Source organism: Bradyrhizobium sp. 134, assembly GCF_023074155.1.
Taxonomy (GTDB): Bacteria; Pseudomonadota; Alphaproteobacteria; order Rhizobiales; family Xanthobacteraceae; genus Bradyrhizobium.
In genome coordinates this window covers 1-21,596 of the sequence record NZ_JADPKX010000067.1, presented here as the reverse complement: position 1 = coordinate 21,596, position 21,596 = coordinate 1, and the positions used below count along the sequence as shown (strand labels likewise).

The 21,596-nt window shown below is 58.7% G+C and carries 12 protein-coding genes and 6 pseudogenes; 8 read left to right on the top strand and 10 right to left on the bottom strand.

Going from position 1 to position 21,596, the window contains the following annotated elements:
- Nucleotides 1–94: 94 nt before the first annotated feature.
- The 3 genes and pseudogenes from IVA75_RS25085 to IVA75_RS25075 all read right to left on the bottom strand — a co-directional run bounded on the left by IVA75_RS25085 (nt 95) and on the right by IVA75_RS25075 (nt 2,418).
- Nucleotides 95–659 (bottom strand): annotated as a pseudogene (locus IVA75_RS25085) (aminodeoxychorismate/anthranilate synthase component II).
- A pseudogene (gene pabB, locus IVA75_RS25080) lies at nt 656–2,048 on the bottom strand (aminodeoxychorismate synthase component I). Before pabB ends, IVA75_RS25085 begins: the two co-directional pseudogenes overlap by 4 nt.
- Before the next feature lie 97 nt (nt 2,049–2,145).
- Nucleotides 2,146–2,418, bottom strand: a complete 273-nt coding sequence (locus IVA75_RS25075; protein ID WP_256470086.1) for a Dabb family protein — start codon at nt 2,416–2,418, stop codon at nt 2,146–2,148.
- Between the two features lie 2,429 nt (nt 2,419–4,847).
- Here IVA75_RS25075 and panB point away from each other — a divergent pair.
- From panB to IVA75_RS25050, 5 genes and pseudogenes are all read left to right on the top strand, one after another.
- Nucleotides 4,848–5,720 (top strand): 3-methyl-2-oxobutanoate hydroxymethyltransferase, encoded by an 873-nt coding sequence (panB, locus tag IVA75_RS25070; protein WP_018458909.1) that lies wholly within the window; start codon nt 4,848–4,850, stop codon nt 5,718–5,720.
- Nucleotides 5,721–5,734: 14 nt separating this feature from the next.
- A complete protein-coding gene (gene panC / locus IVA75_RS25065; RefSeq protein ID WP_247287496.1) occupies nt 5,735–6,586 on the top strand; it encodes a pantoate--beta-alanine ligase in 852 nt (283 codons plus the stop codon).
- A gap of 1,309 nt (nt 6,587–7,895) precedes the next feature.
- Complete coding sequence (locus tag IVA75_RS25060; RefSeq protein ID WP_247287495.1) at nt 7,896–9,032, top strand: MFS transporter; 1,137 nt, start codon at nt 7,896–7,898, stop codon at nt 9,030–9,032.
- Between the two features lie 1,360 nt (nt 9,033–10,392).
- A pseudogene (locus tag IVA75_RS25055) lies at nt 10,393–10,515 on the top strand (transposase domain-containing protein); the annotation flags it as partial.
- Nucleotides 10,506–10,778 carry a hypothetical protein gene (locus IVA75_RS25050; RefSeq protein ID WP_247287493.1) on the top strand — a complete coding sequence of 91 codons (273 nt, stop codon included), beginning with the start codon at nt 10,506–10,508 and terminating at the stop codon, nt 10,776–10,778. The pseudogene IVA75_RS25055 and the gene IVA75_RS25050, both read left to right, overlap by 10 nt.
- Nucleotides 10,779–10,850: 72 nt before the next feature.
- Here the strand turns inward: IVA75_RS25050 and IVA75_RS25045 are convergent, their stop codons facing one another.
- The 3 genes and pseudogenes from IVA75_RS25045 to IVA75_RS25035 form a co-directional block, all read right to left on the bottom strand.
- On the bottom strand, nt 10,851–14,027 hold the full coding sequence (locus IVA75_RS25045; protein WP_346658438.1) for a Ulp1 family isopeptidase: 3,177 nt from the start codon (nt 14,025–14,027) through the stop codon (nt 10,851–10,853).
- A gap of 159 nt (nt 14,028–14,186) precedes the next feature.
- Nucleotides 14,187–14,369 (bottom strand): hypothetical protein, encoded by a 183-nt coding sequence (locus tag IVA75_RS25040; protein ID WP_247287492.1) that lies wholly within the window; start codon nt 14,367–14,369, stop codon nt 14,187–14,189.
- Nucleotides 14,370–14,740: 371 nt separating this feature from the next.
- Nucleotides 14,741–15,016: pseudogene (locus tag IVA75_RS25035) on the bottom strand (transposase); the annotation flags it as partial.
- Between the two features lie 158 nt (nt 15,017–15,174).
- Here IVA75_RS25035 and IVA75_RS25030 point away from each other — a divergent pair.
- The 3 genes and pseudogenes from IVA75_RS25030 to IVA75_RS25020 form a co-directional block, all read left to right on the top strand.
- Nucleotides 15,175–15,994: pseudogene (locus tag IVA75_RS25030) on the top strand (ISNCY family transposase); the annotation flags it as partial.
- A 694-nt stretch (nt 15,995–16,688) separates the two neighbouring features.
- On the top strand, nt 16,689–18,365 hold the full coding sequence (locus IVA75_RS25025) for a ThiF family adenylyltransferase (RefSeq protein ID WP_256465005.1): 1,677 nt from the start codon (nt 16,689–16,691) through the stop codon (nt 18,363–18,365).
- Nucleotides 18,353–18,853, top strand: coding sequence for a Mov34/MPN/PAD-1 family protein (locus IVA75_RS25020; protein ID WP_018460470.1), 501 nt, complete (start codon nt 18,353–18,355; stop codon nt 18,851–18,853). Before IVA75_RS25025 ends, IVA75_RS25020 begins: the two co-directional genes overlap by 13 nt.
- A gap of 72 nt (nt 18,854–18,925) precedes the next feature.
- On the opposite strand, the gene IVA75_RS40205 is transcribed toward IVA75_RS25020, so the two are convergent.
- From IVA75_RS40205 to IVA75_RS25005, 4 genes and pseudogenes are all read right to left on the bottom strand, one after another.
- Complete coding sequence (locus IVA75_RS40205; protein ID WP_256465176.1) at nt 18,926–19,057, bottom strand: hypothetical protein; 132 nt, start codon at nt 19,055–19,057, stop codon at nt 18,926–18,928.
- Nucleotides 19,058–19,430: 373 nt separating this feature from the next.
- Nucleotides 19,431–20,459 carry an IS110 family transposase gene (locus IVA75_RS25015; RefSeq protein ID WP_247287490.1) on the bottom strand — a complete coding sequence of 343 codons (1,029 nt, stop codon included), beginning with the start codon at nt 20,457–20,459 and terminating at the stop codon, nt 19,431–19,433.
- Nucleotides 20,460–20,572: 113 nt separating this feature from the next.
- Nucleotides 20,573–20,804, bottom strand: a pseudogene (locus IVA75_RS25010) (hypothetical protein); the annotation flags it as partial.
- Between the two features lie 26 nt (nt 20,805–20,830).
- Nucleotides 20,831–21,031, bottom strand: a complete 201-nt coding sequence (locus IVA75_RS25005; protein ID WP_018454561.1) for a hypothetical protein — start codon at nt 21,029–21,031, stop codon at nt 20,831–20,833.
- Between the last annotated feature and the right edge of the window lie 565 nt (nt 21,032–21,596).

Sequence of the window (21,596 nt, the reverse complement as noted above, 5' to 3'; positions counted from 1 at the left end):
TTCTTGACCGGAATTGTATCGCCGATGTGCGGAAGCGAACAGAACAGCCATTTTGCCTGTGAGTAAGCTCGCGCTCGCTTGGCCCTTCTAAGGTTCAAGCGCGTAGGAAGTTTGCGAACAGTACGTCCCCTTGTGGGGTGAGTATCGACTCTGGATGGAACTGCACGCCATATGTTGGTTGATCGCAATGGGCGAGGGCCATGAGTTCCATCATCCGAGCGTGCTGTCACCGTCAGGTGACGGGCAGATGAAGGATCCAATTCGACGATAAGCGAATGGTAGCGCCCCACACGAAGTGGAGACGGTAGTTCTTTGAAAAGCCCGCCGCCTTCATGTGTGACATACGAGGACCGACCGTGCATAGGACGACGGGCGCGCGCTACGCGTGCGCCGAACACGGTCCCAATGCACCGGTGTCCGAGACAAATCCCGAGAATTGGCACCTGACCCGAAAGTTCACGAACGACGGCTATCGATATTCCAGCCTCAATTGGAGTGCACGGACCGGGGGAGATGACAACCGCGCGCGGCCTGAGGTCAGCAAGTTCGCTCACGTCCATCGCGTCGTTCCGGACGACACGTGTTGCTGCACCAAGCTTGCGAAAATATCGCGCAATGTTGAAGACGAAAGAGTCGTAGTTGTCGATAATGACAATCAAGATGCACCGGCGTCTTCAGCAATGAATGCGCGAAAAATGCGCTCTGCCTTTGCAAGGCTCTCCTCATAATCGGCGGCCGGATCGGACATTGCTGTTATCCCGGCCTGCATGGAAGACGGCCTGGCCGTCGCCGATCGTTACGGTGCGAATGGCAATATTTACATCCATATGTCCATTGAATCCTATGTAGCCTATGGGCCCGCAATACACCTCTCGCGCCACACGCTCGATATCCAAGATAATTTCCATCGAGCGTACCTTGGGGAGCTCCGGTAACTGAGCCGCCGGGAAAGCAGGCCCTAAGTAGGCCTACGGCATCCTCTCCGTGTGCTAGCTCACCCGTAACGACGGACACGAGATGGTGCAGTGAGGCATAGGACTCGAGATTGCATAAGGACGGGACGTGGACTGATTCAGGCCTGCAAACGCGCGAGAGATCATTGCGCAGGAGGTCGAGGATCATGGTGTTCTCGGCGCGGTCTTTCTCCGAATGTACCAGCGTCTCAGCGCGACGCCGGTCTTCCTCGCAATCAGCAGAACGCGCCACCGTCCCCTCGATAGGTCGCGTTTCGACCTGTCGCCCGTCAAACTTTAGGAAACGCTCGGGCGAGCTCGATGCAATGGTGAGCTTGCCATACCGAAGAAGGGCGGCAAAGGGAGCCGGATTCATTTTCCGCAGCTGACAATAGAAGGCTATCGGATCGAACGAGTTCGCCAGGCGAGCGCTGAAGCGCTGCGCAATGTTGACCTGGAAGGCGTCACCCGACAGAATGAGATCAATCACGCGCTGTACCGCCGCGATGTATCCCTGGCGACTGAAGTTTGAATGCCATGAGCCGGCCTCGCCTGGTTTAAAATCAGGAGGAGGGCTGAGACTGTAAGCAGCCCAACAAATCCTTCGGCTCTTTGGCGAGCTCTCTCACGGCGGCGAACTGGATCCTGCTCCGGCCACCCGGTAGAAAGGATCCAGCATCTATCATGGCGATGATCGAAGCTTATCACGACGTCGTAAAGATGTAGGAGTGCCTGAGGCAAGCGATGCCCCCCGATGGTCGGCACCGGCAATCGCTCCAGCGTCCTGTTCAGCTCGTATCCAAAAAAGCCGGCGGCGCCGCCCTGGAATGCCGGGAGATGGGCGCGATGTATTTGCGGATAGTTGGCTAGCAGAGCGCGAAGTGCCGCCCACGGATCGCCCACAATGGACTCTCCGTTGCAAATACCTCTCCCGTCCGCGATTATGTAAGTGATGAAGGGATCGCACGTCACATACGAGTACTGCCCGAGCACCGCGTGTCTCGATGCGCTATCCAGGAACGTGAGGTGCCTCCGATGCGCGATGCGTCGCATGGCTGTGACGGGCTCAATCCACTGCAGTTCCAATACATGCATTAGTCTGTCGCTCAGCGATACATGGCCGATTGTAATCCCGTCCGGCGAAGGCGTGCCTCGTGGGCACCCAAAAACCGCTACGTGCCGGCCAGGTTAATTACGCCCGCGGGTAGGGCCTGCCAAATGGCTCCGCATCTGTTGACATGCTGTAATCGGCCGCGAGACGTAGCTCTGGGAGCGGTCTTACCTGCCGGATCGACTCCTGGTAAAGCTCGTGCGCTTTATAGGCTACCAGTTCGACATCGTCGTCGAATTCACCGTAGACGATCACGTCAATTTCGTTGACAGGCCGGTCACTCTTGCGGTTGCGAGCGACCTCAAGCCGGCGTGCGTGCGGGATTTTGGCGAGTACGGAAAGGCCGTCGACTATTTTGTCGACATGCGCCTAATCTTTTGCGGTGAAGAATACGATGTGTCGAATCATAGATGACCGTCGGTGATCGCGAACATTGCGGTTTGACTTCGCCCAAAGCGACAGATGCCTCATCGCAAAGTCTGCAAGCCTCGGGCAGCCGTTCAGATGCCACTGCACGGCAGGCGCCCTGCACCATCCCGGTGGCGGGTGTTTAGCTCGCTGTTCTTCCTCCGCTATTACGCAAGGTAGACAATCTCTGAGACGAAATTCTGCATCGAAGTAAGGAACCGCCTGATCATAGTCGCTAGGACAACTTCAGCAGATGCTTCCGTCGACGGTCATTAGCTTCGCGCGGATCTCGTGCATGAAACGGTCTCACTTGCAGAATCGGCGCATAAGAACTGCAGCAAAATGCGCTCCTTCGTTGAATACAGGCTGGGTCACAAAAACAGAAGGGGGAAGGCCGCCACCAGCCCCTGAAGCGATGACATCGACGCGTGACTTCAAGGTTGATTCCGCTCTTCGGCTGATCACCGCAGAGAGATGATCGTGAAACGACTTTCAATCGCGGAACGTGAGTCTTAGCCATACATGCCGCCTGGGAGGAGCTTATCGTTTCGGCGCTGCTCGTCGCGAAGTAACGAAGAAGGGTAGTACCTGGTGCACACGCTTGCCTGGAGGCGCTTCCAACGCGCAGCTGCATCGCGCCGGAAGGCTGCGCTGCCTTCCGGAAAGTCGCTGAAATGCTGCTCCGCCTTCGCCAAGTTTTGGGAAAAAATGGCCGCCCGAGGTGCCGCGGTTCTGATCGAGCACTCCTAGACGGCCTTCACTTGGACCGCGTTGCTTGCATGCGCATGCGAGCCCAACGCGCTGGTACATCGGTGGATGCGATTGCCCAGGGAAGCGCGGCTGCCATTTGCTTGACATCAATACAAGTGAATTCGATGGTCTATCCTTAAGCAAAGGCTAGCGGAGGCAAGACATGCGCAATCTGCTGTTTGTCGCTGCTAGCACTTCCCATGCCACTTGGCTTTGTCTCGCCTTCGGGTGTACGTCCTGCGACCCGCTTGGCAGGACGCTCTTGTCTGCAAGGACGTATCTGGGGGATCCTGGCAATTGCCAGTTCTCGTTCGGGGACGGACGCCTATTGCGGTATCGACCCGACATACGCATTGGCGCGGCGGGTAGAACGATCGCGCTGACAACCAGTACAAGACGCCACGAAAAGACGCACCAAGGGAATGCGGGGTGTTGTTACGAAATCGTGTCTTCGACGAATAGTAATGGCCTTTGAACGTGTGCAGCAGAAGCTGCTGACCTCGCAATGGCGGCCGCCGCTTAGATTGCGACCGCACTACTGCGCCTTAACCCCGCTTAGCCCTTTTTGCATCGCATGACTTGGCTGGCGGTGTCAAACTGTCGACTCTTCGATGGCCTGACGCTTGGGTTGCCACGGCTGCTGCGAATTGAGCAGCAAGCCGACGGCAGGCGCACCGGCGCCTCAGGTCAGCGACGCCTCTAAGCGGCTCGCCTGACAAGTCTGTACGGTCGGGTTATCCACACGCCATCGAATTAGCGGCGGCAGACGCGCGTCTGCATAGCTTTCACGATCTGCTGCGCTGGAAAGCACTCCCATGCTTGCATTTGACGAAGGCGCGGCGCTCACTCCGAGCTCGTTTGAAGGATTTCACCGCGGAATACGCGCAACGCAATTTTCGGCCGACAGGCAGGGGTTCATCGAACGAATCGATCGCGATATGCCGCTACAACAGAGGGTGAGCACGAGGCCTGTTTCGGGAGCTGGAAAGTGCCAAGTATCCCGGGGAAGGGATTGCAGCAGGGCATGGTACGCAATTTCTATCAGCTCTGTATGGGGAAGTAAGTATGCCGGAGCGTTGATGCAGCGCAGTGTGAGCGGCAACAAATCCTCGGGCTGCAGTTGAACTTGATGAGGCTCGGAAAAGAACTCGCTCCGGTAGAGTATTGCCTCCCTGGGCAGAGCCAGCCAGTGCGACATGCAAGAGATGCGGTTAAGACAACGCCGCAGGCAAATTGCCAGAATGATCGCATCGGCGCGCCCTGAGGCCCAGCGTGACGCAAGGCGCTTCCAAATGACAATTTGAATCTGGGAGTTCTTGCTTGATGGTCGCGCGACCATTGGAGTTTTTATGCACGCGCCTGCTACTTTGGAGGCGTATGTTTCCCTTTCATGGTTGACGAGTTTTCACTCGTCCGCCATAGAAAAAGGGTGGTCCCCCGGGATGCGCGCAATACTCAACTGCTTCGGTCGCAAGAATCGGATTACCGTTCGCCTAGCATATTCGGTGACGCGGGGACTTCGGGAGGGCGGTGGCTTCAAAATCGTAGGCGAGACAGGTGAGATTAAATTGTATCGCTTAGAGCTGCGAAATCGACCTGAGGCCATCTGACGGAACGGATCGAAAATGAGCCACGCTTCGGAAGTATCAGTTGAGCGGATCACGATTCCAATCCTGCAGCGATGGAAGCAGGAGCGGCGGCGTGTCGCCATGACCACCGCCTACGATGCGGTTACTGCAGGCATCGCTGACCCCATCGTCGACATCATTCTTGTCGGCGACAGTGTTGGCAACGTCTGCCTCGGATTCGACAACACGTTGCCTGTCAGCGTGGCGATGATGAATCATCATCTCGAGGCTGTTGCGCGCACAAGGCCCCGTGCCCTGCTCGTGGCCGATATGCCGTTTCTTAGCTTTCACCTCAGTCCGGAGGAGACGATACGCAACGCCGGAGGATTCCTGCAGCGAGGTGCAGATGCAGTGAAACTCGAGGGCGGGGCCAAGCGCGTGGAAATGGTGCGCGCCCTGGTCGATTGCGAAATTCCCGTCATGGGCCATCTCGGCCTCACCCCGCAGAGCGTCAATATCATGGGCGGATTCAAGGTGCAGGGCCGGAAAGCCGATGACGCTTTGCGGCTGCTTGATGACGCTCACCGTCTGCAGGAGGCCGGATGCTTCGCGTTGGTGCTTGAAGGCATTCCGGCCGAGCTCGCCCAGCGAGCGACCGAATCGCTGTCGATACCAACTATTGGAATAGGCGCGGGTCCCGGGTGCTCGGGCCAAGTGCTCGTATTCCATGACGTGCTGGGGCTGACCGAAGGTCGTCGGGCCAAATTCGTTCGCGCCTATGCAGATGGTTTTCAGCTGTTGCAGGAGGCGCTGTCGCGCTGGGCTACCGATGTCCGCAGTGGAGCGTTCCCGGCGCCGCAAGAGTCCTATCGGCTTCCTGAAAGCCTGGGTGACATCATCGCAAACTGGGCTCCTCCTAAGACAACCTGATGTAAGGTGCTACGATGCAGATGATTACGACGGTCGCTGAGCTTCGTCGTGAACTGGCGAAGGCTTGCAGCGCGGGCAAACGCGTCGGGCTCGTGCCGACAATGGGCTATTTGCACGAGGGCCATCTGGCCCTGGTCAAGGCGAGCCGAGCGCAATGCGACGTCACCGTCGTTAGCATCTTCGTCAATCCGACTCAGTTCGGACCAAACGAGGATCTCAGCAGCTATCCTCGCGATTTCCTGCGCGATGAAAAATTGTGCCGCGATGCCGGTGTTGCGATTGTCTTCGCGCCGGGTGCACGGGAAGTCTATCCGGCTCAATTCGAGACCTTCGTCGAACCGGGCGAATTGGCGAAGCCACTATGCGGGGCTTTTAGGCCTGGGCATTTTCGCGGCGTCGCAACCGTGGTATGCAAGCTGTTCAACATGGTGCGTCCGGACGTCGTGTTTTTCGGGCAAAAGGATTTTCAGCAATGCGCGGTCGTGCGTCGCATGGCAACTGATCTCAATCTTCCGATCGAGATCGTCACCGTGCCAACCGTTCGGGAACCGGACGGGCTCGCGATGAGCAGTCGCAATCGCAATCTGAGCGAGGAAGAACGTCGGCGAGCCGTTGCCATCAGTCGTGGGCTGTTCGACGCGGCGGATGAGTTCCGCTCAGGAGTGCGCGAGGTGGATAAGCTGATTGCGATCGCGGAGCGGCATCTTGAGACCGTTGATCGGCTGCAATACCTTGAACTTGTCGATGGTGATACGCTCAAGCGCGCCGCGAGTCCGCTGCGGCTTCCGGCGGCGCTCTGTGCCGCAGCCTACGTCGGTTCGACTCGGCTGATCGACAACGTACTGCTCGCGTTGCCAACTCTGTAGCGCAATTCAGAACCAGATCGACAAACTGTGTTCTTCTTATCCGTTTCGGCGGTCGTCGGTGTAACCCTGGAAGTTCCGACGCGGCCGCCCCTCGCGCTTCGCCGCGGCAAGATTTCTAGCCGGGGTAGATCGAAGTCGTCGAAACTAATGCGCACGTAGCCCGCGTCGACAGGGGGCTTCCGCAATTAATTCCGACTGAAGATGACGCACGACTGTCTGGGGCAGCGCGTATTCGCCGATCTTGCACTGATCCTTCTTGAAGGAGAGAATATGCGCGTAACGGAACACCGACACGCGATCCGGACGGGGTTCGATGCATTTGGCGCACCGGATCTAGCACTACAGTTGCAATTTTCGGGTGGTTCTGAATCTCTGGGCCACCATCATTCGGGATTTGATGATTGGTGGAGCGTCGGTCGAAGATGCGCGACGCTGTGGGCTTCTTTGTTGCGGCAGACCAAGCAACGGATTCGTCCGCTGTTTACGCACGAGCGGGTCGCAATCTCGGGCGGGGCAGCTTTCTGGATGAACTGTTGGGCAACGAGCGCATCCCTCCGCACACGGACAAGAATCAATGCCGGTCCATGTGCACAGCCAATTGGATGAAGAAGTCGTCAATGGCGAGCCGTGAGGGGGCGTTGACAAAGACCGAGAGTCTAGCAGGCACATAAGCATCTGCGTGCCTTCCATGATCAAAGTGTTTATGTCGGCGTCTACACCGCGATGGCGGTTGCCACAAGCTATGGCAGACTACGCAAGCCCAGAGTAACAGGGTTGCAAACCCATCGCCTCGCATTGAGACCGATTGCGATCGGCTGTTGGAGTTTCGTCTCGTTGTCAGCTTTGCGACTGAGCCATGTTGACTTGTCGCGGATATGACTACGGAAGGCGAGGCCGCGTTGGCGCGCTGAAGGGCGTCACCAAATCGTAATACGAGGTCTCGAGGCGCACTCGGGTGCTTCGTGCTCCTTCCGTGCGCCACCGCGCTCACCAATTCAGCAAGTAACAAGCTTGTTGAGAGCCCCGACGCTCCATGCCTAGCCGGCACAGTGGTCCGATCGTATCGAGGCCGGATCGAGGCGTCACGTGCGTTTTCGCGGTGGCATCGTATTTGCAATCAAAGATGTCGTCGCGGATCGAACTAGAGTGACGATCGACGCGATCCGATATCACGCGCTGAACCGTCCGGCATGGCGGATTGCGCCAACAAACGATGTCCTCTCGACCGCCGAACCTGCGCACTCTCTGTCGCTCGGGAGCCCGTCGCTGGTACAGCGCCCGCGGGTCGTCTATCAATAAGGTCCCTTTCATGGCGTCTGCTGGTCAACCATCCTCTCGCTTAGCAACGCGTCTTGCATTCTTCGTTCCCGGGGTTGGCTTCGGGGCCTGGGCCCCGCTCGTACCATTTGCGAAAGACCGGCTGGCGGCCGATGACGGCGTACTTGGCCTACTACTGCTCTGCCTGGGTGCTGGATCCATCATCGCGATGCTTCTGACCAGTGTTTTGAGCGCCCGCTACGGCGTCAGGCTGATCATTCTTGTGGGTGGGCTTAGTCTCGCGATCGTCCTGCCGTGCCTCACGACAGCTAGCAAGTTGGCGCTCGGCGTCGCGCTATTCGCCTTAGGCGCCTCGATAGGCTCGATTAGCGTGGCCGCGAACATTCATGCGATGGAGGTGGAGCGCACGGCGGAGTGCCCGCTGATGTCCAGCTTCCACGCTCAATTCAGCATCGGGGGACTTGTGGGGTCTGCAGCCATGACCGCTTTTCTCTCACTGCAGATTGACGCATTTGTTTCGGCTGTGGTCTGCTCGGGATTGATAGTGATCGCGATCATGCTGGCGTGGCCGCGATTGGTACCAACGGCGCAGGCGGACCAGGGACCGTCCTTCGTTCTGCCGCGTTCCATCGTGCTCCTTCTAGCCGTGATTGCGGCGATCGCCTTCCTTATCGAAGGCGCGATGCTCGATTGGGCTGCCTTGTTGGTCGTCGGCGCTGGTCTTGCTCCAAAGACGCAGGGCGGCTTAGCGTATGTACTGTTCTCCATAGCCATGACGGTGGGACGCCTTGCTGGCGACGCCGTCGTCGAACGGGCGGGGGACCGCGCGACAATTATGTTCGGAAGTCTACTGGCCTTGGCAGGTTTCGGAGCTCTGCTGGCGGCACCGGCGGCCGTCATCGCCATGATCGGCTTGCTGCTCATTGGTCTTGGCCTATCGAATGTCGCCCCGATTCTGTTCCGGCGCGCCGGCACGCAGGAGGCGATGCCCGTTGGTCCGGCGATTGCCGCGATCATGACGGTGGGTTATGCCGGAATTCTCATTGGGCCAGCTGGTATCGGCTTGCTGGCCAAGTACGTGGGACTGCCGGCCGCATTTGGGGTCCTAGCCGGGCTCATGTGCCTCGTCGTGCTCTTGGCGCCGATCGCGACGGCGAACACACGGTGAATGCGTTTGAAACGTGAAAGAGCGGCACCCGCGCGCAAGAGAAGCTCCGATCGTGTCTTGTCTCTGATCGAGACGGCAATGAGTTGGCTAGCTGATATCTGCCTGGCGCCGATGATCGCTTACTTTTTGCTGGTCACAAAGCGGTGCGCTTCTCCGGAAGTGCTTCAGGCCCGGCGATTGGTGGTCCGCGTTCTTACAGAGATCTGCCTTCATGCCTATGATAGGTCGCTTGATGCGCTTGCTGTTCGCCCAATCGTTTCATCCCAGGCTTCTATGCCTATGTGAATCCGCGCTTTCGGCTGTTCGCAAGCTCGAGCGTTCAACCCGATTGCCCAAAGCGGACGTTCGCCGAGCAGGCGTTGATACCTCACGGACTTCGAAATACCGGTATCTGGTATCTCGCAGCCCCTGGACAGGGTTGTGCGGTGGCCTTAATCAATCGAATTCTGCAAGCCCGGTCGATTTGATCATTCTTTCTCGGGACTATCCCGACGTTCGAAGCCGAGACAACCTCGCCGGTGCGGGCGGTGCTCGATAGGGTCGACGAGAGTGAGAAGGACCACGAGATCGGCCTTCGTACGGATCTTGCATGGAGGAGTCTCGAAGTCGGCACCAGAAGAGAAAGCTGGATTGACGCGTACACGACGTGAAGATATTGCAGTTTTTGGTCGGCACGCTTTCTCATGGGCATGGTTGGGTCACTTCGTTCCCTTAGGATGGTGCCGCGCTTATCGCAAACCCTGCAGATGAACCGCTCCTTACAAGGCGGACGTGTGTCTCTCGCGCCATAATGTTGCTCCGAACGGAGCAAGCCGCGTACCAACTCTTAAAACCAAAGGGTGCAGGCGTGGCCCCTTCTCGGCGCTTCTCCTTGAGCTTGAACGACGGATGAAAGAAGTTGACCTCGAGTTGCCGCCGAATAGAGGCGGCCCATCACGTGCGCCGTGTCGAGGCCAACGAAGCGGCCGTAGCCCATCAAGCGACGCACAACGCACCATTCTTCTGCTCGACGAAGGCCTGACCGTTCTTGTTGTAGGCACGCGAGCGCGTCACCCCGAGCTTCGGTTGGCGCACCGCGGCGCGAAGACCTCGTTCATGAACCTGCTGTCGTTGTCGAAGTCCACACCGCGTAGAAGCCAGCGGAACCGGCTCTGTGCGTGTTTCATAGCCTCGACAACCAGCGAGCCATCCCGCCTCACCAACGGCAGGCACTCCGTCCAGCCCGTCGCGAATCGGCCATCGTCATGGTCTGGATGAACGATCCCGCCACCGACGTGCCGCCAGGGGCGACCATGTCGACCTCGCAGAAGCCCGGCCGCGGGCTGTCCAATTAAACGTCCGGTTCGGAACTTCCCGCCGGATGACGCTCATCATGACGGCGCGTCTCAACAACATCGATGCGAAAGCGTGGCTCGCCGACGCCTTCGCGCGCATCGCGGACATGCCACAGAGCTGCCTACACCAGTTGCTGCCGTGGAATTAGACGTCGCTCACGTCGACGTCCTCCGCTCAGCGCACGTCAACAGAGTCAATTTCGTCTTCACCATCGGTCGCGTGGCAAAGGACCTCGGCGAGGACGAGGACTGGCTCTGGGATGTGACCAACGGAGTGGACCCGGTGGGCGGCGTCATCTCGGTTTACAGCATAGGTAACGACGGCGTCACGGCGTTCACCGACTCGGCTAACCTGATGGAGCTCATCAGGATGCACAGGGGAACCGAACCCCTCAGGCGGTGGAATCGGTGATCCACTGTCCCCGGCTTATCTCGGACGGATACAGTTCAACCAGCTGCACGCGCTATTCAGTTGAAGCCGACTTCACCCACTTAGCCGGTTTCGCAGTGCCTGCCGATCGACGACGAGGTAGAGGAGGCTCAGATCTGCGTGCCGTCTTCCCGCGAGCCGTCTGACCAGCGCCCGGGTACCGTCGACCACAAACACTCCGCAATCATAGCCGTTCCCCTGCTGGCGCATGGGGGCATCTCGCAAATCGGCTCCCACCCGCGCTGCGAGCTTTGCTGCAGGTGTGGCATTGTATGCCTTGGCGGCGTCGTAGTATGCCTTGGCGGAGTCGTAATGATAGGCGACCGGCCTGTCGCGATCGCGGCGATCTACCAGCAGCAACGACCAATGGGAGCCGCGGGCATGAAGGTTCGTAGCGCTCGCATCACTCACCGGCAAGAACAGGAAGTCGGCCGTATCGTTGCCATTCCGATCGTTGACAATGCGATGGAATGCGTCCAGGGCGTCGCCGTCCGTACCATGGCCCACCTGAAAGGCGATGAGAGGATCGACGAACCGGGTCCGGGCGGCGAGGTTTGGATTGCTTTGCCGCAACTCCTGCGACAGGAGCTCGTAGTCCCGCTGGATATGCTGATCACCCAGCCATTCCGAGGCTCCGAGCACCCGTCCGCTGCGGTCGCTGGCAGAGGCACTCGCCCTCGAAGCGCCGATCCGGGCATCAGGAACCGAGGATGGGCCAGGGTGATGGATCAGCTGGGCGTCGCGGCGTCCTCGCGGCCCCAACGCAATGGAGTAGGTCTCACCGTTGATAGAGACCGGCTGGGGAGCCATTCGCGAACTCGGCAACAGCACTCTATTGTCCAGTACATCGAGCAGGAAGTCCGGCACCGGCTGTGAGCCATGCTGCCAATCCTCGCCGACGAGATATCCGATATCCTCGAGCTCTTGCGGCTTGCCTGATGAACCGATGAAGAACGGCGGTCTGCCGGCAGGGCTGAGCACCGGCCTTGACTGGGCGTCGTCACGTATTTCCTGCGGTGTGGACGGCAGATCAGTGAAAGAAGCCAAACCGTGGTAGATGTCTGAGGACCGAGCTGGCGCGCCCTCTGGAGTTGGCCACTCGAAGTCGGACGGCACTCGTGGAGACCAGGTTAAGCTCGAGCCGGCCAGGTCCTGCCAACCCGGTCCAACCGGGCCTTGCGCTGCCGGCCACTCACTTGGATCAAAGTCGGACGGCACGTGCGGGGACCAGGTCGAGCTCGACCTGGCCGGTTCCTGCAAGCCAGCCTGCCCAAACGGATCTAGCAGCGGCGGCCACTCACTTTCGGACGGCGGCGTCGGCAAATCTCGCACCCAGGTTGAGGTTGAGTTAGAGCTAGCCCTCTGCTCAGGGAAGGTCACACCCAGCCCTCTGTTTGCCTCAACGAGTTGCAGATACTGCCTGAGCTTCCTGAGACTCAGGCCAAGTTTCCCTTTGGCTTCCGTGAAAGCCCGGTGGTCTGCCTCCAGCGAGCGCCGCTGCTCACTATTGCCGTTGATTCGGCTCGCGATGCTTTCCCTACCCTCTGTGCGGAGCCAATTACTGAAATTGCGTTGGGCCGAAGCAGTATTACGAATTGTTTTTCTTCTCTGTTCGGAAGCTGGGTCGAGGTTTCTCAGCTCTTCCTTGGCCAGGCTCTCGATCAGGCTGGCGTCATCGTCATAAGCACGAAGTCCTTGTTGGGGCTCGAGCCCCAGGTATTGTCGAAGGAGATCGAGTGGGGGTGTCTGCTTTGTGGCTTTGCTGTACGCCGCATAATCTGCGCTCAATGACGACTGCTGCTTAGCATTGCCCTCGATACGGTCCATGATGCTCGGCCTGCCCTCTCTTTGAAGCCAATCACTAAAAGAGCGTAGCCTGGAAGCCCTCGCCGAAGCGCAGATTTTCTCCTTGCGAGTCGCGTCGGATCCAAGCTTGGATAGAGCGTCCGTTAAAAAGTCACTGATCGTGGAGACGTCCTTCGGATGAGCCGATAACGTTTCGCGCCCCATCAGGCGGGGCCCGGCACCGACAGCTTGGAGCCCGTCAGCCCCGATCCTGCGGAGATGAGACAATGCCGCGCTGAGGCGGTCACGATCATCGCCGCCAGCTACGAAGTACTCGTTGATGTCGTCGGCGAGCGACCTTGGCTCATTGAATGCCCGAGGAGCCAGGGGCCCCTTGTTCTGCGCTCGGAGCCAACGAGCAAACGCGTTGAGCGCTTGCACATTGCCCTTGATCGTTGCAAGCGGGACCTTTCCAGTCCCGCGGCCTCTGGTACCATCGGGATCTACTCTGTAGTCTTTGACGTTTTCCACGAACTGGCGGATCATCCGCTCGTCTTGGGGGTGCATCGGTTGCTCTCGCGTACCCACCCCAGCTGGAGCAGATATGGGATTTCCAGCCTGGAAATTCTGGAGTGTATCCAAGGCTCCACCCACATAGTTCCTGCTATTGGCGCTCGCCACCTTCTTAAATTCATCTTTATAGGCTGTCAGCAGATCAGCATTGCCAAGCAGGTCGTTCAGAGTGACGCCTTTGGGTTGGAGGAATTCGCTGAACATTCGAAGAGCCATCACATAATTCTCGATCGTCTTCGTTTTACGGTTCGCGCTGCCCAATGCCGTCTTGAACTCTTCAATCAGCGCTAGGTCTGCTTCGGACGGGCGACTGCGCTTTGCAAAGTCGATGCGAAGCTCCGAGTAGACGTCATCAGAGGCTGGGCCGCCGGACCACTTCTCACGGTGATTTCCTCCAAAGACTTTGCTTAACCCTGATTTGACCCGAGAGAACAGTCCACGCGGCTTATTGTCCTTCGTCCGCGCCGTAGGTTGTTCCTCCGAGGGCGCTGCGTAACGCATGCTGCTGAATGGCCTGTCCTGCAAGTCAGACCGGTAATTATTTGCAGCCGAGCCAAGATGAGCGTGCGGAACATCGACACTGTGACGCGTGCTGCTGAACGAATTGTCCCGCAGGTTGGACCTTGGCCGCATTCGCATCGAACCACCAACGTCCGTACGCTGGATGTTTTCATGCGACCGTGCGGCTGAACTGTCGGGGGAACTAACCCCGGAACTCTCCTCAGGAGAGCGGAGTTGCAGCTCGCCCAATTGCTGCTCGAAGCCAGCTTGATCCGCAGGGTCGACGTCGGCCTCTTGCCCCGCACGCTGCAACGCCTGCTGCTCGGCGTACCAGCGCATCCAAGAGTTCGGATCGTTATAGATCGGTTCCACACGACTCTCCTAAGATGAGAAGATTCTTCATAGCTGCCCCGGAGCCACACTCCGGCGCATTGACCACAGAGACTCCGGCTTCAAAAAGCCGGGCGTCAAGATCGCCAAATTGAACAAAAAGGGACTGTTATCGCGCGTCGCTCCGAGCTCGTGCATTACTCACACCTGCCCGGTCTTGGCTGCTGCAGAAAAGCGCCCCGGCTCCTGGGCAACAGGTGACCGCTCGCCAAACTCAAAACGATCCAGGAGAAACGAAACCCAAATACTCGCACGACTCAAAAAGCGACGGTGTTGCCGCCCCTCCTTCCGGGACATCGCATGCGGCACATCGGCGACCGACATTGGGCCGCCCCACTGCTGTTGGAAGGCGACCGGGTTTCAATACTTGCACTGCAAGCTCTGCTTCCTCTTCAGGTCAACGTCCTCACATTCGCTACAACCAACCGAGCCTCTCCGAGTGATCATGAAGCTTCAGAGAAGGCCGTATGTATGATTCAGACTGTACAACCTGACGCTACGTAGACTTCAAGCCCCCATCGCTGTCGCGTCGAGCCTGCTTGGGTTTTCATACCCGTTTCACGATGCGGCAAATCCTCGCAGCTTGGTGATCTACCCCGCTTTCGAGCACCTTAATTGCGCGAGGCGCGCCGCCGCCGATAAGACGTGTTGGCAGTGGCGTAAGCGCGAAACTTTGGCCGTTCAGGCTTGGAAGTTCAGGGCATGAGAGTATCGATCTGAGAGATCGGCCAGCGCCGCGCGATCCGTTCGAGAGTTTGCGTGAGCCAGGAGTGCGGGTCTGGTTGTTCATCTTCGTTGGTCTGCAGCAGCGTGGCGATGGTGGCCGAGGTCCGGCCACCATGGCTGCCCGCGAAGAGCGCGTTTTTTCTCGTGATGGTTGGTGGCCGGATTGCGCGCTCGACGGCGTTGGAGTCGAGCTTGATGCGACCGTTGCTTAGGAAGCGCTCGAGAGCGGTGCGCCTGGATGTGGCACACGGATCGGCCTCAAGCGTGTAGGGCATCATGGGCGATCGTCCCGGTCGGAAGCCATACGAGGATGGCAAGAAGTCGGTTGAAATGTTCCTGAATGCTGTGCTGTGCCTGCCTCACGTAATTTGCTCCCCAGTGGGATGGGACTGCGGGCGCGATAATGAGGCAACTGAGCATGGCGATTCGGAGAGAGCTGACGGGCGCTGTGGGGCAGCGCTACAGAGAGGCGAGCCGCGCGGAGAAGCGCGAATTCTGGACCAGTTTGTGCTTGTGACGGGCTTGCATCGAAAGCATGCGATGCGCCTGCTCCGAGGCGAGATGAGGCAATCCTCGGTTCGGCGCACCCGTCGCCGGATTACGAGGAAGCTGAGCGAAATGCGCTGGTAGTGCTTTGTGAGGCATCCGACCGGATCTGCGGCAAGAGGCTGAAAGCGCTGCTGCCGCTCCTGATCGAGTCGATGGAACGCAACGGTCACATGGGCCTGGCTCCTGAAATCCTGTGCGAAGCTACTGGCGGGGAGCGCGTCCACGATCGATAGGGCGCTGGGCAAGATCCGAGAGGAAGGTGGACGCCAGCGGCGCCGCCCGGTGGCGAGCGCAGAGCGACGGAATCCCGGTACGGACGTCCGCCGGCTGGAAGTATCCGGCGCCGGGCTTAGTCGAAGCCGATCTGGTCGCTCACAGTGGGCCCTCGGCGCGCGCCGGTTTTATACAGACGCTGGTGCTCACGGATATTGCGACCTGTTGGACGGAGTGTGCGCCGTTGCTGGTGCGCGAGCAAACGCTCCTGAGCACCGTGACGACAAAAGTTCGCCGACAGCTGCCGCTCTCGCTGCACGGCATGTGAGCAGATGAACATCGAGTTCACGCGTTGCCGACCCTACCGCAAGAACGACCAGGCGTTTGTCGAACAGAAGAACGGAGCCGTGGTCCGACGCATGATCGGTTATCGGCGGTTTGAAGGACTTGAGGCGGCTGCGTGAGCTATCGCCCAAAGTTGGTGACGGCGGGAATCGGAAAGGCGGCATATCGTGGGGGTGCTTGACGCCTCCACTTCTCCACCGAAGGAGCGATATGCCGTGTCCAACGATAACGTCATCCATCTGATTCTGCACAGATTTCCGGCTGTTGCGCCTCGAAAATGCATTTTTTGAGCACCACACAAGGCTACTCGGCCGTGTTGTGGCACGAATAATCGTTATTACTATCGGCTCAGCAAAACGGGACCTGATCTAGTTCACACAAAAGAAAGTCCGTGATTTGCGGCGAAAATGCCGCAAAACGTGAAAATCCCGCAGTTTTGCGGTGTTTTCTTGCAAGTGAGGTAACGGGACCACACTTTTGGCTCTGGATCGATGGGTACCGACGACGAACGTGTGGATCTGTGCCCTTGCAGCGTGCGTACGTCGGCCCCGTGGCCCAAGCGAGCAGAAGGAGTTTTAAGATGTCTAAGCCGCCCCACCCATCTCATCCGGAGCATCCTGACGTGCCGCCGGGCCCGCCCAGCGATACGCCTGGCAACGGTCCGCCACCGCACCCCGGCAAGCCACCCGGTCCTCCCGAGCCTCCCAAGCCGCCGCCACGTGTCGTGGGGTAAGGCGAGTGGGCGATACTGTCCTGCAGCCAAGGGGCGGAATACCGCAGTGGGATCTACGCTTTCCCGGTCGGCTCCAGATGGAGCTCGACGCGTTTCAGTCCGAAAACGTAGATCCTCGCCCCGAGGACGGTGCTCTGCAAGACCACCGACTTGTACTTGATTTCGAGTGGCCTCATGAGGGCGGAGTTCTTCCACTCAGGGCGGTATATCCGGACAGTTATCCCTTTCTTCGGCCTCAGGTCCTGCTGCGGGATCCGGTGCCATTTCGCGATCGCAGACACGTTGCCCCCGACGGCACCTTGTGCCTTATCGGCAGGGATAGTCGGCAATGGACCTCTAGTCTGACGGTACCGGCCCTACTTCGAGAGATGCTCACCGATGCGCTGAAGGCAAGCGCCAATGAAGATCGGCAGGGCGAGCCAGCGGAAGTTTGGTGGAACGGATCGCCAGTAGATGACCTTCCATACTGCCTGATCGAGACAACTTGGGATCTCTGGGCCAAGCGTATCGATTCAGGTCGGCTTAGTGTCAAATACACCATCGAGAATGGCGAAACGGAGACGCCTCGATTGCGCGCGTCGGTGACCGCGGTTTTCGCACAGGATGGCGCTGTACTGGCAGACTGGAACAGACGACTCCCCGCGTTTCTCGCCAATGGTAACGCGAGGGACCTAACCATTCCGTGGGAACGTCTCGACACAACTCCGAATCCCGGGACCGAGGACGTTCTGCGGAATCTCATAGGCCTCGAAATCGCTTCTTCGTCTCCAGTTTTTTCTTCATCGTCCCTGTCCACACGGCGCTTCCGTTTGAATGCTTTCCTTTATCCTTCCGAGCTCGAGTGGAAGCGGAACGGGGACGGCTGGCTCTTCGCACTGTCTGTGGGCAGCAAAAAGAGTTTCCAAGGCCGCAAACCCCTGTCAGGGGGCATCGTTCGCACCTTGCGGGCGGGTGTTTCCGATTTGGCTTCGAGGGCGCCGCAAGCGTCTGATCGATCTGCCAAGAAGGTTTGCGTCATCGGCACGGGTGCCATCGGAGCGCCGCTCGCAATTGATCTGGCTCGCAACGGCGTCAAAGAGCTCAGGCTACTCGATTCCGACATCGTTGAGCCTGGCAACTCCATGCGCTGGCCGTTGGGGGCGAGCGCCTGGGGACGGTCGAAGGTTGAGGCTCTGGATGCCTTCATTAAGAACGAATTCCCCAACTGTGACGTGCGCTTTATCAAGCACCAATTGGGGACGCAGTCGCAGAAATATCCGTTCAGGGATGAGCGCGCCTTGACCGATGCGGCCGACGGAGTTGACCTGGTTATCGACGCCACGGCGGCGTACTGGAATATGTCATTCATTCACGACTTTACGGCGCGGCTCGGCCTTCCCGTCATGGCAATGCATGCATCGCCTCCGGTTAGTGGAGGTGTCGTGGTGCTCTATGGTCCGGAAGGAGGTTGCCCCGCTTGTCTTCTGCGCGCTTGGGACGACGGCTTGATCTCCAAACCGCCTGGCCTTGGTGACGAAAGCGGTCTCGTCCAGCCTCCAGGTTGCTCAGAGCGAACGTTCACAGGTGTGTCTTACGATCTGCAGGAAATCTCGTTGCATGGAATGCGAGTCGCTTCAGCTTTTCTTGCTGCCGGTGGAGGGAACGGCTCAACTACCGTTCACACGCTGAGTTTCAATGAGCAGGCTGGGGTAAAACTGCCCTCGTGGCGTAGCGAGACCTTGACCCGACATGCGAACTGCACATGCAAGGCCTAGCCGCCTGGATTTCGTCGCCGTCACTGGAAAAATTGCGCGGTGACGCCGACCGCTTCTACCCGAACGAGACCGGCGGGGTGCTTACCGGATATTGGGCCGACGATGCTAACGTCGTGATCACCGCCGTGATGGGGGCAGGTCCTGCCGCCGTCCATAAACGCTATTCCTACGAACACGATCACGTTTGGGAAGCGGCTCAGATCGGCTTAGAATACGAACGATCGGGGCGTACGAACGTGTATGTCGGTGATTGGCACACACATCCTGATGCATTGTCTGGCCGTCTTAGCGGGACCGACAAACGCGCGTTGCGGCGCGTCCTTCTGTCACGCGACGCTCGGTTGTCTAAGGTCCTGATGCTGGTTCTGTTCGGACGCCCACAAGAGTGGCGGGCGGATGTGCGGGTCGCCGAGTTCAGACGGGTGTCGGCTTGGCGCTGGCGCCGCAGCTTGTCAATCGAGTCGGCTCGACTGCAACGGTATGACTAAAGTGTCTTCTGGAACCCGCTAGGACGCGAATTTTCGGTCGCCGTGTATCACTATTAAGCTTGTAGGTGCCGTTTAGCCACCCTGCAGCAGCTCCTCGACGACCCGGGACACGCTGGTCTTCTCCCGGATTGCCCGTATCTTGGCTTCTTCGATCGTCTCCTCGGCGATCAAAACCTGTAATGGCGCCTTGCCCTCGGGTGTCAATCGGCCCTTTAATTGCGGTTTGTTGTCAAGCTACCATTCTTCCTCTCTCCAGTGACACGCCGGTAGCGATTGCTCCGTCGGAGCTGATCAGGTTGTGGAGACGGAGCGATCGCGGATGGCGAGACGATTGCCTAGCGGGCTTGGCAATCGACGTCGTTGGCGGCTTCGTCGGGTTGGGTTGATGTCGTAGCTGGGGTCATGGTCCTTTCCGAGGTCGCTAGCGCCTCATGATGATGTCCGGATCGGGCGCCTCAACGTTTGCAGCGGAGTGCGGGCGAACCGCCACCAGCCGATTGACCGAGGTCACCACGACCACCGTCCCAGCGGGACATCGCCAGTCCGGCGGACCGGACCAGGAACTTGCGAGCAAATATCAGATTGGCTTCGGCTGGCCCCAGTCGAACGACGTGCCATCGACCCAGATGCAGTGGAGAATCACGGCGATCTTTCGGGCGATGGCGACCTTTGCCTTCTTCATGCCGATCCGCTTGGCGAGCTTCATGCCCCAGGCCTTTAGGGAAGACCACTTTTTGGTTCGATAAAGAAGGACAGTGGCGGCCTCGAACAAGTAAGTTCGGAGAAGCCGGTCGCCCCATCGAGATATCTTTCCGTTGGTGTCGGTTTCGCCGGATTGGCTGCGCCTCGGCGTAAGGCCTAGGTAGGCGCCGACCGTCGAAGCCGATCGGAAGCGCGAGGGGTCATCGATCGTGTGGCGGAACGTTAGGGCCGTCACGACACCGACCCCGGGGACCGTCATCAGGCGACGCGTCGTGTCGTCCAGCTTTGCCAACCGGCGGACCTCGTCGTCGAACTTACCTTGTTGTTGACAAACGTTCTCATGGATCGAGAGCAGCGGCGATATCACGCTGAGAAGCAAATGATCGACGCCCAAGAGTTCGCTGACCTGGTTGCGGAATTGTTGGCCGATCGCGCGAGGGAACAGCAATCCACATTCCTTGATCAAGCTGCGAACTTGGTTCTCGATGTCTCGGTGCATGGACACTAGCCGAGATCTGGCGACAAGGATCGCTCGGATCTTCTGGCTTTCCTCACTTTTGACTTTTACCTCTCGATACCATCCAAGCCGCACCAGTTCGGCAAGCCCTCGCGCATCATTCTGATCGCTCTTGTTCATTCGGACCGACAAAGCTGCGTGCGCATGCCGAACGTCGATGCAGACCACGGGAAGCTCAACCCTGCGGAGTTCATGCCATAGCCAACTCGCCATAGCACCGGTCTCGAAGCCGATACGCTCGGCATGAGGCGCATGTTTGTTAAGCAGGTCAGTCAAGGCACCAGGATTAGACTTTGCTTTCCCTTCGAAGATCACTTGACCAGTCTCGTTGACAACGCACACAGCGGTTTCTCTCTGTGAGACGTCCAGCCGGACGTACTGCTTCATGGGAGCTCCTTCGAATCATTTAATTGCGAGGCTCCACGATAACGGAGGTTGTCTGCCACGAGTGCCGACCGCAATTACGTCATCGTTTGCAAATTTTTGCAGGCCGAATGACACTCGAGCACCGCTCGTCCCTTTTCCGTGATGCGCCACCCTCCATTCAAGCGCTCGACGAGTTGCTGCGAAAAAAATCGAGCTCTGGCACACGGGCGCCCATTCGTTTGGTGCGCGCCGCCCAATCCGGACCGCTCGTGGCCAAAATGGCCATGTCTCGCTTGAGATCCGGCATGGATGCGAACCCGTTCGGGTAGCTCACAAGGATCTTCAACCCGTGACCTGGAAATTCACATGAGCACTATCAGAATTGTCCGCATTTAGCGCCACATAGTTGGCGCGGAGCGAAGAGCTTGCATTGCGACCTGCCGAAGGCGCTCCGCCGCGATCTCGCCTTTGTTGGCAGCCTCCAAGATCTTGGAAGCGACATGGGCCCGAGTGCCGGCTTCGCTGCGAGGCAGACCGTCGCAAACCTCCTCAAGAACAGCACGCAAAAGCGCAGTGGTCGTTGCGTCCAACACTTGGCGACTCCGCAAGGCGCAAAGAATGGTAGCAGAGGAAGCACGGTGAACCGCTCAAAGAGACTACTAGCTGATTCCAAAGTCGAGTATGAACTTCACCACAGTCGTCGTTGCTCGTAGGTGCCCGAGACGTTGCTGCTGTGCCCTCCACGTACAGGGTAGTTGTGCTGGTCTTGCTCCGCCACTCCAGTGCTGGAGGAACCGCATCGTTGGTGGAATTCAGCGCTGGAGGGGCTCTTTTTGACGATTTTCGCCGCGATGTCCGTGCGATGTCTCGCCACTTGCCAGAGTGTCTATTTTCCACCACACGGCGAATCCATCTCCGGGGCAGCCGCGGCGGGCGTTCCGGTACAGACAGACCATCGGTGTTTATGTCCGATCGTTTTTCGTTCTTTGAGATTTCCTTTAAGCGCCGTGAGCGAAGCTGGTCATGGTCCGTCAGCACGAGCGAGGGCACGCCGGTTATGAGCTATCGCCCAAAGTTGGTGACGGCGGGAATCGGAAAGGCGGCATATCGTGGGGGTGCTTGACGCCTCCACTTCTCCACCGAAGGAGCGATATGCCG

Bases quoted from the DNA above. Each gene is read 5' to 3' on its own strand.
- panB (WP_018458909.1), top strand. From the start codon at position 4,848: ATGAGCCACGCTTCGGAAGTATCAGTTGAGCGGATCACGATTCCAATC.
- panC (WP_247287496.1), top strand. From the start codon at position 5,735: ATGCAGATGATTACGACGGTCGCTGAGCTTCGTCGTGAACTGGCGAAG.
- IVA75_RS25060 (WP_247287495.1), top strand. From the start codon at position 7,896: ATGGCGTCTGCTGGTCAACCATCCTCTCGCTTAGCAACGCGTCTTGCA.
- IVA75_RS25040 (WP_247287492.1), bottom strand. From the start codon at position 14,369: ATGTCGGTCGCCGATGTGCCGCATGCGATGTCCCGGAAGGAGGGGCGG.
- IVA75_RS25025 (WP_256465005.1), top strand. From the start codon at position 16,689: ATGGAGCTCGACGCGTTTCAGTCCGAAAACGTAGATCCTCGCCCCGAG.
- IVA75_RS25020 (WP_018460470.1), top strand. From the start codon at position 18,353: ATGCAAGGCCTAGCCGCCTGGATTTCGTCGCCGTCACTGGAAAAATTG.
- IVA75_RS25015 (WP_247287490.1), bottom strand. From the start codon at position 20,459: ATGAAGCAGTACGTCCGGCTGGACGTCTCACAGAGAGAAACCGCTGTG.